We start from the raw sequence: 14,728 nt of genomic DNA on the forward strand, positions 1-14,728 counted from the left end.
GGCGGCACCACCGCACGTTCACCCTGCGGCATACTAGCTTCTCTGCATGCCTCACGAGTCTCGGGACGTTTGCTCATCCGTTGTGCGAGTAGCCGAATGACTCTCTGTGTACTCGGTGGCTTTACGTCGACGGCCTACTATCACTGCCCTGATGAAGAAGATGACGCCAATTACCAACGCAAACATCGCGATTGACCAGGCGAGGTCATACAAAGCGGGCATCGTACTTACACCTCCAGGCTTCAAGATTCGTCGCTGACTATTGTGAGACACACCTGACCTTCAGTGCCTATTGATGTTTGGGTGTCCAGAGCAGTAGTCCGCGGACGTTGGAGAATCCGCGGCGAACATAGAACGATACAGACATTTCGCTCGCCGTGAGAACGACCTTGGAGTATCTGCGGTTCGCAGCTTCGGTGAGTACCTGCTCGACGAGTGCGGTACCGATGCCCTCCCTGCGGGCTGACGGCCGGACGTACAGATGGCCGAGATAGCCCCAACTGCCCTCAGCTTTCGCTACAGGACTGGGCATGCGTTCAAACTGAGTCAAACACACCATCCCGACGGCACCGTCTGTGTTGTGTGCTGTCCAGACCGTCCGCTCACCCTCCATCCACCGTGCGACCGAACTAACGAAGCCGTCATCGGGCCCAGTTCCTGCCGTCGGATGCCACTCTTGTGCCCACTCCCACCGAAGCGCCGCAACCTCAGCCGGTTCTCCGTACGCGATCATGTGACAAGTCAAGCACCCTTGGTGGAGACGCATGACGTGACACCCAAACGCGTCGCCACAGTTTCGAGTCGCCGGAAAGCTTCGCTTGTGCTACGCAATGAGGAATGGACGCAATGAGTTCGGGAGATGCCCGGCCGCGACCTAAGAGTGCGGCGCTCACCGGAGCACCACGTGAGCAGGTCTCCTAAGGGCGGTCTTTGACAGTATGGCGGTATGGCCACCTTTGCTGCCGAAACAACTCCGTACGAACTGAGAGCCTTCGGCGACACCCAAGCCGGGCTGGGATGGACGCTTGAGCCCAAGCGCTGCGCGGTACTTGTGCACGACCTGCTGCCTTACTACGTGAATGTGCTTGATTCGGAGGTGAAGTCAGCAGGCATCGACCAATCTCAAGTCATCGTGGACTGGGCAAGGATTGCCGGTGTACCGATTGTGGCCTCGGCGCCGCGGCCGGCTCCGACCACCCGGCAGCGCGGCCTCGGCGGACAGCTTTGGGGTGTCGGTCCGGCCGCCGACCAGGCCGCGCAGTCTTGCCTTCCCGGCCTGCAGGCCCCAGACATACCGTGGGTTCATAAGCGATCCCTCAGCGCGTTTTACGCCACCGACCTGGAGGTGGAGCTTCGCCGACAGGGCAAGGACCAACTCGTGGTCTGTGGCGTGTTCGCTTCGCAGGGAATCCTCGCGACGAGCTTCGACGCACTAGCTCGAGACATCCAGTTTTTCGTCGCAGCGGATGCAGTCGCGGATTACAGCGCCGAATTGCATGAATGCGCGCTCACACAGGTCGCGAGATCAACTGGCCAGCTACTGCCCGCTGCCGATGTCACCAGAACGGCCAGTTAGGCATCCCCGCAAGTGTTGCGGCGGTGAAAGCCCGCGCGGCCTGCCGCGACCCGCGTGCATCCATGCCAGCTTGGGCTGCAATCCATCACGCTGCACTACATCAGCGCAACCATCTCGCGCAGATTCGCCAATGGCCGGACAGCGAGACGAGTAAGCGCCACGGCGTTATCGTCACCTGCGACGCGGTTGAGGCGCAGGACACCGCAGGCTAGGCATCGGTGCACAATGAGCCATTCGCCATCCCTGCGGGTAGCGATGCTCACTGCTTCCATCCGCCCTTGGCACGTCGCTGCCCGATCACCGGGGATTCGCAAGTCAAGATGACGACTTGTCAGACAGTGCGGGCAGTGGTTGCGGTGAGCAGTGCCGGGCGCGTCACAGGGGACATCGAGTCGGCACCCCACGCAGCGGAATGCTGTTCGGGTCCGGTGGCGTGTTCGGCTCGCCATCACAGTTCGCTAAAGAGTTCAAGCGGAAACGGCGGCATCGAAAGAGGCCGGACCGCTATGCGCATGAGCACCAGGTGGTTGTCATCGCTGCTGATGGCGGCAGTCGAGAGCTCTGCACACCCGCTGCACCGATGCACAATCATCCATTCTTTGCTTGCCGCAACGGCGATTGACAAGGGAACCATACGTTCGCCACACCCGTGGCGGGCATGCAGACAGATAGCGCAGTGACTGCGTTGCTCACCGGACGGTGTGGTGGCGCTGATGGATCTGCCGCAGTGGCGGCAGGTATAGGTGGGGCGAGACACCCGTCTTACTCCTTGCTGAAAAGGTTGTGGGACAGCAGGAGAAGGCCGAGCGTTCCTCATTGTGAGGCTCGGAATCAACTGGGCCGCAGCGTCAGTGAGGCGCGCTCGGCACGGGCACGGTCATAAACCACCTACTCGGACAGTATGCGATGGAAGAGCTTCCAGGAACATAGTTGCAGAGCCTGGAAAGTGGCAATCGATTTTCGGCAGGCGTTCAAACAATAGCTAGGTGCTCACTCGCGTGAACAGGCCGGGATACTCGATGACGAGACCGTCGGCGTCCACTGTGACTGATCGTTGAAACTCAGAGTCACGCGACTCGTAGAGGTACACGTTCTCGCTGATGCGCGTGTAGCGCTGGGGGTCTGCCGTGACGTCGAGTTCGGGGACTTGGATGTAGGCGGTGATGATGTCAGCGCTTGCCCCGACGGCGAGGCCGAGTCGCCGGATGGGCAGGGTGTTGCTCAGCGGGGACACAGAAATGTCGACCTCCCGTGCGTCACTAAGGTCGGGACGCGCTTGGCCCGCGACTTCCCACCCCCGTTCGGTGCGGCGCACCTCAAGTGTGCACCCGCCGGCGCGAAGTACGACATCGGTGAATTGCCAGTCCGCCGTCGTGCGCAGTGTGTACGAGCACTCAGCGGCACCCCCTTCGATGACACTCTGTACCAGCACACCATCCGGGCCTCGCTCGATCAGGCACGATTCGAGCGATAGATCCTCCAGACCTCTCCACACGATCGCAGTCGAATCTGTCACGAGCGTTCCAGTTCGATCAGGCGCAGTGCGGCGCTCACCAGCGCAGCGTTGCCGGGTGCCGGGCTGCCGTTGGGAAGCACCAGCGTGTCTTCCAGCCCGATCCGTGTGGGTAGCCCGAGCCGTGCAGCGTCGGACAACGCGGCCCAGCAACTGCTGCCCTCGCCGTGCAATAACACGGGCATCCGATCGCCGATCGCGCGTCCTACGCGCGTGAGCAAGCGGCGCGCGATCGCGGTGGTTGTCGCGGCGCCCGGCCCGTCAGGGATCTCAACCAGCACCCGCGCGCAGAGGTTACGGAGCGGAGACCGGGCCCACACCTCCACTGCAGGTTCATTCCAAAGACCTGCCTCGACGTCGACGCCCTGTTCGAGGAGCGCTCTTCCCACTTCTTCGGCACCTTCCTCATGCCAGTTGACCGACGCGAAGTCCGGGAGCTTCTTCCACGACTTGATGGCGGCGACGCGGTCTGCAGGATCTGGAAGTGCCCATGCGCCGGTTGTGACGCCGATAGGTAACCGCGGCGCTTCGTCGCGCACAGCGGCAAGGACCCGCTCTAGTGGCTCTGTAGCGAGTGTGTCCGCGCCAGCGGCGTCCTTCACGTGCACATGTACGGCTTCTGCACCCTCCGAAACGACCGCACGCACATCGGCCGCAATGTCGGCTGCAGTGATGGGTATCGCCGGGTGCTCCCAGTGGCGGCGCGCACCGTTGATACAAGCCTGCAGCAACATCTGCCGATTCTCGCACGCGACTGTCGGTGACCGCAGGTTCATGCCAGGCGTTCAAGTGCGAATTCTGCGCTGAGCTTCGGTAGCCGCTGCCGTGCCGGCACACCGAGTAGTTTGTCGCACGAATTGTGCACTGCCCGTGAGATTCCCGAATGAAACGTTTGTGGATTCATCGGCGATATCAGTGCGTGGGGGCAATGGTACGGAAACTGGTGTTGCGCGTTCGGCGCCAGTTATTCGCGCGCGAGTTCCTGCCGCACATGACGTACCAAGCGGTGACCACGAACGGCGAGCGTGTAACAGTGTCTGGCCCGCACCGGTTGTATCCGTCCGGACTTCCCTACTACCGAGTCGTCAGCGAGCCGAGATACGTATTCGCGGGTCATATCACCTCGCTGCAGCCTGCCGCCCGGTATTCGCGGCTATCGTGAGCGCTTCTTGCGCCCTCGCGAGGTCCACCCTGCCTGGTGCAACCGTTCAAAGGCGTCGAGAAGCAGATCGAGCGCGAACTCAAACTCGAACTCTTCATCGCAGCCCTTAATGGCCGCAATACTATCGCCACCGCTCGCGTCGGCGGCGATCGCCACGATGTGAGGGTATGCCGCCGTCATTCTGCGCATCATCTCCGTTTGCGCCGCAGCATCTTTCGGGATTGGGAGCGCGTTCGGTCCGGTGAATGCCTCCGGGCTGAAGCCCCAGATGCGGTAGCCGAGGGCATGCATCGCGTGGTGCGTGAGGTCGGCTGAGAATCCAGCCTTCATAAACATGCCAGCCAATGAGTCCATGTACGCCAGGACGGCGGGCGTTCGTTGAGTCCTCGACTGAATCGCCTCGCGGGCCCACGGATGCTGCAGAAGAACACGGCGTGCAGACAGAATGCGCCTCCGAATTGCGTCCTTCCAGTCGCGGCCCACTGCAGGCGGATCGTACATCTCGACAATGACGTCGATCATTCCGGCAAGCAGGTCTTCTTTGCCCGATACATGCTTGTAGAGGGCCATCGGAACGACACCAAGCACCTTCGCGAGATTGCGCATGCTTACCGCATCGATCCCGGCCCCGTCGGCTAACTCCACGGCAGCGAGCAGCGCCCGCTGCCGGTTGAGCGGTGTCCGTTTCGGGGCAGACAGTTCGTTCTCGGAGATTCGTTCCCCTTATTGACGAGTGTACAGCGTACACCCTAGCATCGAGGCGTGTGGTGTACGCCGTACACCTGACTCTCGGGAGGTCGGCCCATGTCCCCGGATCGCAGGGCAGCGTTCATCGCAGGCATGCTCTACCTGGTCACCTTCGCGACTTCGATTCCGGCACTGATCCTCAAAACGCCAGCGCTCGGGGATCCCCACTTTGTGATCAGCACCGATGGACATACCGGGGTGTTGTGGAGCGCGGCTCTAGAAATCGTCCTCGCAGCTGCGTGCGTCGGCACCGCGATTGTGCTGTTCCCAATCCTCGGGCGACACAGTCCCACTGCCGCCATTGGTTTGCTCAGCTCACGAATCGTCGAAGCAACGGTTATTGCGTTTGGCGTGATAACCATGCTCGCCCTCGTAACGATGCGGCAGGGTGCAGTTGGCGACGCAGAGTCACTGCTCGTTGCCGGAGCGGCCCTCGTTGCCTTTCATGATTGGGCCTTTCTTCTCGGGCCTGGCTTCCTGCCAGCGGTGAATGCGGTTTTCCTGGGATACGTACTATTCCGCCACTCTCTCGTGCCCCCGACCATCCCACTGCTTGGCCTCGTTGGCGCACCCTTGCTTGCAGCCTCGGCAATGGCGACGCTGTTCGGTGTTTTCGGTCAGGTTTCTGTACTCGCCGCGATCGCCGCGCTGCCCATCGCCCTGTGGGAGCTATCGCTGGGACTCTGGCTGGTCGCCAGAGGTTTTCGCCCTCATACCCAGCGAGGACAGGAAACACTGGCGCCCACGGTACGCGCGACCTAGCCTCGTCGAAGGCAGGAGTAACGTCCTGCGAGGCACCGTCCACGCGGGCACATTGCGCCTGCCAACGGTTTCGGTTACAAGGAAAAGCATGCTCGAAATGACCACCCCCATCACGACCGAACGCCTGGTGCTGCGACCGTTCACGCAAGCAGACGAGGACGACATGTATGCGTTCGAGTCACTGCCTGAGGTGGCGCGCTACCTTTTCAACGAGCCCCGTTCACGCGAGGACAACGCCCGGGAACTCGCCATCCGATGCGGTCAAACCGCGCTGCGCGACGAGGGTGACACCCTCATGCTGGCAATTACGCTCGACGGCACCGTAATCGGGTACACGCTGCTCATCTGGCTAAGCAAGACGCACCAGCAGGGCGAGTTCGGGTACGTCTTGCACCCTGCCTACGGTGGGAAGGGATACGCAACCGAAGCCGCCGTCGAGATGCTTCGCCTCGGCTTCGAGGAGCTTGGCTTGCACCGCATTATCGGGCGCTGCGACCCCCGCAATGCTGGGTCCGCACAACTCATGCACCGGCTCGGCATGCGTCAGGAGGCGCATTTCCGCGAGTCAGAGATCTTCAAAGGCGAATGGGGCGGCGAACTGCACTATGCGCTCCTCGAGTCTGAGTGGCGCGCGGCAGGAGGGAAGCCCGCCGCGTCCCATCGGGCGTAAGCCCGCACCTTCGTCACACCCCTGCTTTTCCTTCGCGGCGGGCAAGACGCACCAATTCGCCCGCGAGTCCGCCGAGTTGCCTGGGCGGTCGCCACACCGCGCGCAGCGCTCGTTCGAGATCGAGACCTTCGACATCGACGAGCCTTAGCTCGCCGGATCGTACCTGGTCGCCGACAGCGAGCGTGCTCATCACCGCGGGCCCAACGCCGCCCAGCACGCTAGTGCGAATCGCAGCTGCACTTCCGAGTTCGATCAGCGGCTCGGCCCGCTCGTACTCCTGCAGCGCCAGGTCTAAGGTCGTGCGAGTCCCTGATCCGGGTTCGCGTACGAGCAGGGGTGTGGCCGCCAGTTCGGCCATAGTGAGTGGTTTGCGCCGGCGTGCCCAAGGGTGCGCCGGGTTGACCACCACTACCAGCCGGTCACGGGAAACTGTGACGCTGTGCAGTCCGCGCGGTACTGTCGGCGACTCCACAAAACCAACGTTGCACACACCGTCGGAAACTCGCTCGAACACTTGTGCCGAGTTATGAACCTGGAGATGGACGGTCACTTCAGGGTGCATCCGGTGAAATGAACCAAGCCACGCAGGCATCAGGTGCTCAGCCACGGTCAAGCTCGCGCCCACCGTCAGCTCTGCCGAACGCTCCACACGCAAACCCGCGGCGACGTCGAGCAGCGTGGCCGCATCGGCCAGAATCCGGCGTGACCAGTGCGCGATCACGGTGCCCTCGGCAGTCAAGGTGGATCCGCTGGGATTTCGGCGCAACAGCGGAATTCCAAGTTGCCGCTCAAGCTGTTTGATCGATCTGCTCGCGTTGGGCTGCGCGATATCCGCCTTCCGGCTTGCGGCACTCAGGCTACCGTGGTCATCCACTCCCACGAGGAGCGCCAGGACATGCAGATCAGGCAGCCGCTGAGACATACATACATGATATAGCTCCCCCGCTATCCATATCTGATTGATATGAGTATATGCGAAAATAGCGGCTACTGCATCCGTCCGCGCTGCCAGACGATTGATGGGTGACTAACACGCACATCGCGCCCGCCACCATGGAGAAGAAGTCAGCGGCACAATCGCCGCGTCTTCGCCCAATCCGCGGCGTGACGACGCTGAGCCCTGGGCTCGCAGCCTGTGCCGTGGCAACAGCAATCGCCTTAACCGCGAACTACTTTCTGCCCACCGTAAGCCCTTTGTTGCTTGGAATCCTCTGCGGAGCGCTCTTCGCAAACGCGGTACGGGTACCGCAGTGCATCCGGCCGGGTCTGCAGTTCTCGTCGAAGCGACTGCTCCGTCTCGGTGTTGCGCTCCTTGGGCTGCAGGTGATGTTCACTGACATCATCGGCCTCGGCTGGGGAATGCTCGCGGTGGCAGTTGGCGTCGTTTGCCTCGGGATCGCAGGAACGATGCTGGTCGGCAAACTTCTCGGCCTTTCCTGGACGCAACGACTGCTGATCGCATGCGGCTTCTCGATCTGCGGCGCCGCGGCGGTCGCGGCCGCAAGCGGCGTCGTGCGGTCAAAAGACAGAGAAGTGGTCACCGCCGTGGTGCTCGTAGTCATCTTCGGCACGCTCATGATTCCAGCGATTCCGATGCTTTCCAGCCTGATTGAGCTGTCGAACACCGAAGCCGGGTTGTGGGCCGGAGGCTCAATCCACGAGGTCGCGCAGGTTGTTGCGGCGGGCGGCGTGATCGGGGGTGCAGCTCTCAGCGTCGCTGTGCTCATCAAACTCGCCCGGGTGCTCATGCTCGCCCCGGTGATGGCGGCACTCAGTCTGCGGCAGCGCTTCAGCACAGACACCGTAGCCGGGCAGGGACGTCCCCCACTGATTCCGCTGTTTGTTCTCGGTTTCCTCGCTTGTGCCGGCCTGCGCTCAACCGGGGCCCTGCCGGATGATGCCTTGTCTGCTGTCTCCGTCCTGCAGACTGCGCTGCTCACCGCAGCCATGTTCGCGCTCGGCGCTGATCTGCGCGTATCGGCTTTGCGTCAGGTCGGGGCGCGGCCGTTTATTCTCGGGGCAATCTCGACCGTCTGGGTTGCGGGGCTCGCGCTCGCCGGAATCCTGCTCGTGAGCTGACCGTCGCATATCGCTGAATATGGGACGATGTAATGAGTCGCGTCACACTACAGTGCCGATGTGACTCACCTGATACGTCAAAGCGTAACCAGCGAGGAGATCATGGACACGAGCGTCCACGACACCATGAGGGCCGCACTGCGCCGCGCGAAAGCAGACACGCAGCTCCCTGTCGTGTTCTCTGGTGACTACACCGGCAAGACCCTGACGCTTAATCGCTTCATCGGGATGCGTACTGACGGTCTCCGGAATCTGGGCGTCAGCCCAGGCGCCGGGCTGGGCGGACGATGTGCCGCGTCGGGCCGGCCGCTGTTTGTCAGCGACTACACGACGTCAGAGGGCATTTCCCACGACTATGTGGATGTAGTCCGGGAGGAAGGGCTGCGCAGCATGCTCGCCGTGCCCGTGCTGGTCAACAAGACTGTGCGCGCAGTCCTGTACGGCGCTGTCCGTGAGGCGACCAACTTCGGTGATTCCGTACGCGGGGCGTTGTTCGCGGCCGCGAAGGACCTTGGCGACGAGTTGCGCGTGCGCGAAGAAGTCGAGCGTCGCGCTGAACAAGCCGAATTCTTGCGGGCCGACATGAAAGCCGAAATGGCGGGCGCAGACCGCGAGACCCTGCGGATGCTCCACAGTGAGCTGCGCGCGATCGCGGCACAGATCTCGGACCCGGAGCTGCGTGACCGGCTCACTCGCGCCGGCGCCGCACTCGTATCGGTGGGGCGCCCAGACGACCCCACCGCAGCAGCCACCGCACCCGTAGCCGCCCCTTCGCCTATCGCACTCCCGACGCTCACCCCCCGCGAGATCGACGTCCTCTCCCAAGTCGCTCTGGGATGCACCAATGGCGAGGTGGCGGGACAGCTCGCACTTTCGGCTGAAACTGTCAAAGCCTATTTGCGAAGCGCTGCGACGAAACTCGGGACCCGCACCCGCATGGAGTCAGTCACCCGCGCGCGGCTGCTTGGCCTGCTCCCGTAGATTTCAGCTGCCGGATTCACCGCGATCGCCGATACACCCTTTCGGGGGTATTCGGGGGTGACGAGCATCACTACCTTGGTCTTACACCAGAACCGGTGCCCGATTTACCGGGCTCGATCCGAGAGAGTGAGACAAGGTGACCGTGACTCGCACCGCTTCGCCGCCACCACCCCCGCCGGCGTCAGCTACAACGACTGCCGGCCACAAAGAGCCGGACCAGAAAAAGACTAGTCTGCGCCGTGTCGCAGCGGCCAGCTCGATCGGCACCACGATCGAGTTCTACGATTTCTTCATCTACGGCACGGCCGCGGCGCTCGTCTTTCCGACGGTCTTCTTCCCTGCCGCTGACCCGCTGACCGCCACCATCGCATCGTTCGCGACGTTCGCGGTCGCGTTCTTCGCCCGCCCGGTCGGCGCGATCATTTTCGGTCACTTTGGTGACCGCATTGGCCGCAAGCGCACACTCGTGTGGACGCTGCTGATCATGGGTATCGCGACCGTGGGTATCGGTTTGCTGCCCGGCTATCAGACCGGAGTGTTTGGGCTGTTCGAAGGTGGTATCGGCATTTGGGCACCGATCCTGCTTGTGACGGCCCGCTTCTTCCAGGGGTTCGCTGTCGGTGGTGAGTGGGCGGGGGCAACGCTGCTCACCGCGGAGTACGCTCCCCAGAACAAGCGCGGCATGTACGCGATGTTCCCGCAGCTCGGGCCGGCGTTCGCGTTCTTCCTGTCGAGTGCCACATTCCTCATCGCGAGCCTCACGCTGGGCACAACGAGCACCGCATTCCTCGAGTACGGCTGGCGGATCCCATTCATCCTGTCGTTCGCTCTCGTAATCGTGGGCCTGTGGGTACGTCTGGCTGTCGCTGAGACGCCGGTGTTCCGGGAGAAGATCGAAGCGCAGAAGACCGCTCCCGCTGCCGAGAAGCCCGCGGAACAGAAGCTGCCATTCCTCGACGCGTTCCGGTTCCAGAGCAAAGAAATCCTGATCGCCGCAGGTGCGCTGGCCAGCCTGTTCTCGCTGTTCTACATGGGCACTGCGTTCCTCACCAACTACGGCGTGGGCACGCTGGAGCTCTCTCGAAACTACGTGCTCGCGATGGGCATGGTCGCGGCTGTCTTCTTCGGCCTTTCCACCGCCGCGTCCGCACTGTGGTCGGACCGGATCGGCCGGCGCCGCGTGATCATGACCTCGTGTGGCCTCGCGATTCCGTGGGTGATGGTGCTGTTCCCGATCCTCAACCTCGGCGGTCCGCTCGCTTTCGCAGTCGGGCTCTTCGGCACACTGACGATCTTCGGTATCGCATACGGGCCCGCAGGTGCACTACTGCCGGAAATGTTCCAGGCACGCTACCGCTACACCGGCGCGGGCATGGGCTACAACCTCGCAGGGATCCTCGGCGGTGCACTGCCTCCGCTGATCGCTGCTCCCCTCATTGCAGGCCCCGGCGCGATCTGGGTAGGCATCATGCTGGCCGGTCTCTCCGCGATCAGCGTGCTCTGCACCTACAAGATCATCGAGACCAAAAACCGCAACATCAACGCCTGACCTGGCCGAATGTTTGCCGCCGCGCACGATTGGATGACAAGACGATGAAATTCCCACTTACCATCGCCGACCACCTCTACCGGGCACAAACGGTTTATCCCGATCGCATCGCGATCGTCGACGAACCGGACCAGCCCGCCCAGTCACTCGGCGCGTTCACGTACCGGGAAATGGCGGAATACGCGGCGGCGCAGTCCGCCCGGCTTGACCAGATCGGTGTTCCGACTGGCGGCCGGGTGGCAATCATCTCGCATAACTCAGCACGGCTGCTGATCTCGCTCTTCGGAGTCTCCGCATGGGGACGGGTCCTCGTGCCCGTAAACTTCCGGCTCGCCGAGGCTGAGATCAGATACATCGTCGAACATTCAGGCGCCGAAGTGGTGCTGTGTGATCCCGAACGTCGCGACGTGCTAGATGCCCTCGACGTGCCCCACAAGTACGTTCTCGGCGAGGATGACGACAAGATCTTCGCGTTCGGTGTGACGCCGAAGCCGTGGGAGGGTGATGAGGACGCGACCGCGACCATCAACTACACGTCAGGCACGACGGCGCGGCCGAAGGGAGTGCAACTCACCCACCGCGCGCTGTGGCTCAACGCCACCACCTTCGGTCTGCACGCTGGCGTCAACGATAACGACGTCTACCTGCACACACTGCCCACATTCCATGCCAACGGCTGGGGCATGCCGTACACCGTGACGGGTATGGGCGCGAAACACGTGGTGATCCGCAAGATTGACGGGTTCGAGATCCTTCGCCGAATCGAAGAGCACGGTGTGACGCTGATGTGCGCGGCTCCGGCTGTCGTCGCGGCGGCGCTTGACGCCGCAGAAGAGTGGAGGGCACTCGGCAACGAGAAAATCCCGGGCAGCGGCAGAGTGCGCATCATCGTCGCCGGCGCACCGCCAGCCACGCGCACGATCGAGCGGGTTTGGGAGGAACTGGGGTGGGAGTTCATCCAGATATATGGGCTGACCGAAACCGCCCCGCTCCTCACGTTCAACCGGATGCGCTACGAGTGGCTCGAACTGGATACCCGGGAACGCGCCCGCAAGCTGGTGCGCGCCGGCGCCCCCGCGCTGGGGGTTCGGCTCACCACCGATGACAAGGGCGAGATACTGTCGCGCAGCAACCATGCCCTCGACGCGTACTGGCGTAACGAGGAGGAGACCACCCGTGTAATGGAAGGCAATTGGTTCCACACCGGTGACGGTGGCACGGTCGATGCTGACGGCTATCTGACGATTGCGGACCGCAAAAAGGACGTCATCATCACCGGCGGTGAGAATGTGTCGTCGATCGAGGTGGAGGACGCCATCAGTCTGCATCCAGCGGTACAGGAGGTGGCTGTCATCGGTATCCCAGACGAGAAGTGGGGCGAGCTCGTCACCGCGCTGGTGGTGTCGCGGGACAAGGATCTCACGTCCGCGACACTCATCGCGCATTGTCGCGAGCATCTGGCCGGTTACAAGTGTCCGAAGCGGGTCGATTTCATCGAAGCACTGCCGCGCACCGCCACCGGCAAGGTACAGAAGTTCAAGCTGCGTGAGCCGTTCTGGGAGAACCAGGAGCGCCAGATTCACTAGGCAACAGCGAAGGGCTGTTCATTCCCGACATGAGGGGAATGAACAGCCCTTTTCGTGGTTTCGTGGGTCACGAGCGGCCCCGCTACCCTGATGGGGTGAGACCTGAGGATCGATGCCCTGGAGCTCTTCGCCTGCACGCCGCTGCGGACGGCCTTCTGGCGCGTGTCCGGCTACCGGGCGGTGCTCTCTCAGCGGCGCAGATGCACACTCTCGCGGAACTCGCGCGCGAGCACGGCAGCGGCGTTCTGGAACTCACTTCGCGGGGAAACATCCAGATTCGGGGGCTGCGCGCGGCGGACCCGGCCGGGACCATCCTGACGGCAGCGGGCTTACTCCCGTCCCCCACTCATGAGCGGGTACGCAACATTCTGAGCTCACCTCTCAGCGGACTTATTGGTGGCTTCGCCGACGTCCGCAGCTGGGTCCGGAACCTCGACGCGGCGTTGTGTGCGGATGCTGCGATGACCGAGTTGTCCGGGCGTTTCTTGCTCGCAGTCGACGACGGGCGCGGCGACGTCGCCGGGCTGGACACGGACATCGCAGCGATGGTCTACGACGAAAGCAGCGTTGCGCTCCTCATCGCGGGTGCCGACACCGGCGTGCGCATGCCGCCTGAGGCGGTTGTCTCGACGATCATGGCGGCCGTGCACGCGTTTCTGGCCGTGCGCACGGACGAGTGGCGAGTCCGCGAGCTCCCGCGCGCAGGACACGAAATCACTGAGCACCTCGCGCTCACTCCTGATCCGCAGCACATGCCGGTGGCAATCAGTTCGCGGCCCTTGCCGCCGATCGGGTGGTTTGCGCAGGATGACGGTCAGGTCACACTGGGCGCGGGACTGAAATTGGGCCGCCTGGACGCTCGCCTCGCGGAGTTCATCGCTGCGATCGAACGTCCACTGACTGTCACGCCGTGGCGCACGCTGGTGATCAGCGACCTCGATGACTGGCGTGCGGAGCAGGTTGTCCGCGTCCTCGCCCCGATGGGGCTGATCTTTGACGCAGAATCACCGTGGATCGAGACCACGGCATGCACGGGCAGCCCTGGCTGCAATAAATCGCACACGGATGTGCAGAAGGATGCTGCGGACGCTATCGAGTCAGGTACCTCACCGGCAGAAGGCCGCCAACACTGGGCAGGTTGTGAACGCGGGTGCGGTACGCCGCCCGGTGACACGACGGTAGTGGTCGCGACGCCGGACGGCTATCACATCAAGAGTCGAGATCGTTGAGGAGCATCCGCATCGAGTCGATTTCAGTTTGCTGCGTGTCGATGATCGTCTGCGCGAGCTCAAGTGCGGCTGAGTTGGCGCCGGTCTGCAATTGCGCCTCAGCCATGATGATCGCGCCTTCGTGGTGCACGATCATCTGTTCGATGTAGAGCCGGGCTGCGCTCTCTCCTTCGGCGATAGTCAGCGCGTCGATGTCGTCGGAGGACATCATGCCTTCCATGCCATGGCCATCGTGCATATCGTCCATGACGGCGGGGGACGCATCCCACTCGTCGAGCCAGGATTCAAGCAACTCGATCTCTGGTTCTTGCGCTTCTTTGATCTGCTCTGCGAGTTCGGTGACCCGCGGATCGATCCTTTCTTTGTCGAGGATGATGTTGCTCATCTCAACGGCTTGCTCGTGGTGGGGAATCATGCCCTGCGCGAACTGGACATCGGCCTCGTTGAAGTTGACGGCGACATCTGCCGTGCCGGGTTCCTCCGGACCTGCCGTGTCAGCGTCGTCTGCGCCGCAGGCGGCCAGGCTGAACGCGAGCGCGGTTGCTGTCGCAGCGGCTATGAATTGTTTGCGCATGTGAGTCCTTTGCGGTTGCCGTTCATACCCTACGGGGGTACCCTAGCATCACGTCAGTCGTGAAAGGAAGAGACATGCCGGTGACAGCAACACTCACAGTCCAGGGTATGACGTGCGGGCACTGCGAAAACGCGGTTCGCTCAGAACTCTCCGCACTGCCAGGCGTTATCAGCGTCGCCGTCGACCTGACAACTGGTGCCGTGACGATCGAAAGTGAAACGCGCCTCGACGACGCTGCGATCAGGGACGCGGTCGGCGAAGCCGGCTACACCGTAGCCTGAGCCCACTTACACAGTCTGG

General features: G+C 62.7%; 18 protein-coding genes. 10 read left to right on the plus strand and 8 right to left on the minus strand.

Annotated features, from left to right (window positions below; translation table 11 throughout):
* Window positions 1-289: 289 nt before the first annotated feature.
* Entirely contained in the window at window positions 290-733 is a 444-nt protein-coding gene (locus tag ONR57_RS06940) for a GNAT family N-acetyltransferase (protein WP_265122388.1), read from the minus strand.
* 213 nt (window positions 734-946) lie between these two features.
* Here ONR57_RS06940 and ONR57_RS06945 point away from each other — a divergent pair, with 213 nt between their 5' ends.
* A complete protein-coding gene (locus ONR57_RS06945) occupies window positions 947-1,576 on the plus strand; it encodes an isochorismatase family protein (protein WP_265122390.1) in 630 nt (209 codons plus the stop codon).
* A 95-nt stretch (window positions 1,577-1,671) separates the two neighbouring features.
* Here ONR57_RS06945 and ONR57_RS06950 read toward each other — a convergent pair whose 3' ends face one another.
* The 4 genes from ONR57_RS06950 to ONR57_RS06965 all read right to left on the minus strand — a co-directional run bounded on the left by ONR57_RS06950 (window position 1,672) and on the right by ONR57_RS06965 (window position 3,823).
* Window positions 1,672-2,025 (minus strand): RNHCP domain-containing protein, encoded by a 354-nt coding sequence (locus ONR57_RS06950; RefSeq protein ID WP_265122391.1) that lies wholly within the window; start codon window positions 2,023-2,025, stop codon window positions 1,672-1,674.
* Window positions 2,025-2,393 (minus strand): RNHCP domain-containing protein, encoded by a 369-nt coding sequence (locus ONR57_RS06955; RefSeq protein ID WP_265122392.1) that lies wholly within the window; start codon window positions 2,391-2,393, stop codon window positions 2,025-2,027. The genes ONR57_RS06950 and ONR57_RS06955 overlap by 1 nt, the downstream gene beginning before the upstream one ends.
* Before the next feature lie 165 nt (window positions 2,394-2,558).
* Complete coding sequence (locus ONR57_RS06960) at window positions 2,559-3,092, minus strand: putative glycolipid-binding domain-containing protein (protein ID WP_265122393.1); 534 nt, start codon at window positions 3,090-3,092, stop codon at window positions 2,559-2,561.
* Window positions 3,089-3,823, minus strand: a complete 735-nt coding sequence (locus tag ONR57_RS06965; protein WP_265122395.1) for a 3-keto-5-aminohexanoate cleavage protein — start codon at window positions 3,821-3,823, stop codon at window positions 3,089-3,091. Before ONR57_RS06965 ends, ONR57_RS06960 begins: the two co-directional genes overlap by 4 nt.
* A gap of 209 nt (window positions 3,824-4,032) precedes the next feature.
* Between ONR57_RS06965 and ONR57_RS06970 the strand changes: the two genes are divergently transcribed.
* Window positions 4,033-4,251 (plus strand): hypothetical protein, encoded by a 219-nt coding sequence (locus ONR57_RS06970; RefSeq protein ID WP_265122396.1) that lies wholly within the window; start codon window positions 4,033-4,035, stop codon window positions 4,249-4,251.
* Here the strand turns inward: ONR57_RS06970 and ONR57_RS06975 are convergent.
* Window positions 4,243-4,896: a TetR/AcrR family transcriptional regulator gene (locus ONR57_RS06975; RefSeq protein ID WP_265122397.1), complete on the minus strand. Its 654-nt coding sequence runs from the start codon at window positions 4,894-4,896 to the stop codon at window positions 4,243-4,245. The genes ONR57_RS06970 and ONR57_RS06975 overlap by 9 nt on opposite strands.
* Window positions 4,897-5,055: 159 nt before the next feature.
* On the opposite strand from ONR57_RS06975, the gene ONR57_RS06980 reads away from it, so the two are divergent.
* Window positions 5,056-5,760, plus strand: coding sequence for a DUF4386 domain-containing protein (locus ONR57_RS06980; protein ID WP_265122398.1), 705 nt, complete (start codon window positions 5,056-5,058; stop codon window positions 5,758-5,760).
* A gap of 88 nt (window positions 5,761-5,848) precedes the next feature.
* Complete coding sequence (locus ONR57_RS06985; protein ID WP_265122399.1) at window positions 5,849-6,430, plus strand: GNAT family N-acetyltransferase; 582 nt, start codon at window positions 5,849-5,851, stop codon at window positions 6,428-6,430.
* Between the two features lie 13 nt (window positions 6,431-6,443).
* Here ONR57_RS06985 and ONR57_RS06990 read toward each other — a convergent pair whose 3' ends face one another.
* Entirely contained in the window at window positions 6,444-7,352 is a 909-nt protein-coding gene (locus ONR57_RS06990) for a LysR substrate-binding domain-containing protein (RefSeq protein ID WP_265122400.1), read from the minus strand.
* 131 nt (window positions 7,353-7,483) lie between these two features.
* Here ONR57_RS06990 and ONR57_RS06995 point away from each other — a divergent pair, with 131 nt between their 5' ends.
* From ONR57_RS06995 to cobG, 5 genes are all read left to right on the plus strand, one after another.
* Window positions 7,484-8,509 (plus strand): YeiH family protein, encoded by a 1,026-nt coding sequence (locus ONR57_RS06995; RefSeq protein ID WP_265122734.1) that lies wholly within the window; start codon window positions 7,484-7,486, stop codon window positions 8,507-8,509.
* Window positions 8,510-8,569: 60 nt separating this feature from the next.
* Entirely contained in the window at window positions 8,570-9,490 is a 921-nt protein-coding gene (locus ONR57_RS07000; protein ID WP_265122403.1) for a LuxR C-terminal-related transcriptional regulator, read from the plus strand.
* Between the two features lie 136 nt (window positions 9,491-9,626).
* On the plus strand, window positions 9,627-11,039 hold the full coding sequence (locus ONR57_RS07005; RefSeq protein ID WP_374116406.1) for an MFS transporter: 1,413 nt from the start codon (window positions 9,627-9,629) through the stop codon (window positions 11,037-11,039).
* Between the two features lie 44 nt (window positions 11,040-11,083).
* Window positions 11,084-12,625, plus strand: coding sequence for an AMP-binding protein (locus ONR57_RS07010; protein WP_265122405.1), 1,542 nt, complete (start codon window positions 11,084-11,086; stop codon window positions 12,623-12,625).
* A gap of 95 nt (window positions 12,626-12,720) precedes the next feature.
* A complete protein-coding gene (cobG, locus tag ONR57_RS07015; RefSeq protein WP_265122407.1) occupies window positions 12,721-13,854 on the plus strand; it encodes a precorrin-3B synthase in 1,134 nt (377 codons plus the stop codon).
* Here the strand turns inward: cobG and ONR57_RS07020 are convergent.
* Entirely contained in the window at window positions 13,835-14,428 is a 594-nt protein-coding gene (locus ONR57_RS07020) for a DUF305 domain-containing protein (protein WP_265122409.1), read from the minus strand. The genes cobG and ONR57_RS07020 overlap by 20 nt on opposite strands.
* A 74-nt stretch (window positions 14,429-14,502) precedes the next feature.
* Here ONR57_RS07020 and ONR57_RS07025 point away from each other — a divergent pair, with 74 nt between their 5' ends.
* Window positions 14,503-14,709 carry a heavy-metal-associated domain-containing protein gene (locus ONR57_RS07025; protein ID WP_265122411.1) on the plus strand — a complete coding sequence of 69 codons (207 nt, stop codon included), beginning with the start codon at window positions 14,503-14,505 and terminating at the stop codon, window positions 14,707-14,709.
* Window positions 14,710-14,728: the final 19 nt, after the last annotated feature.

The sequence above is a fragment of the Hoyosella sp. YIM 151337 genome, assembly GCF_026041215.1.
Classification (GTDB): Bacteria; Actinomycetota; Actinomycetes; order Mycobacteriales; family Mycobacteriaceae; genus Hoyosella.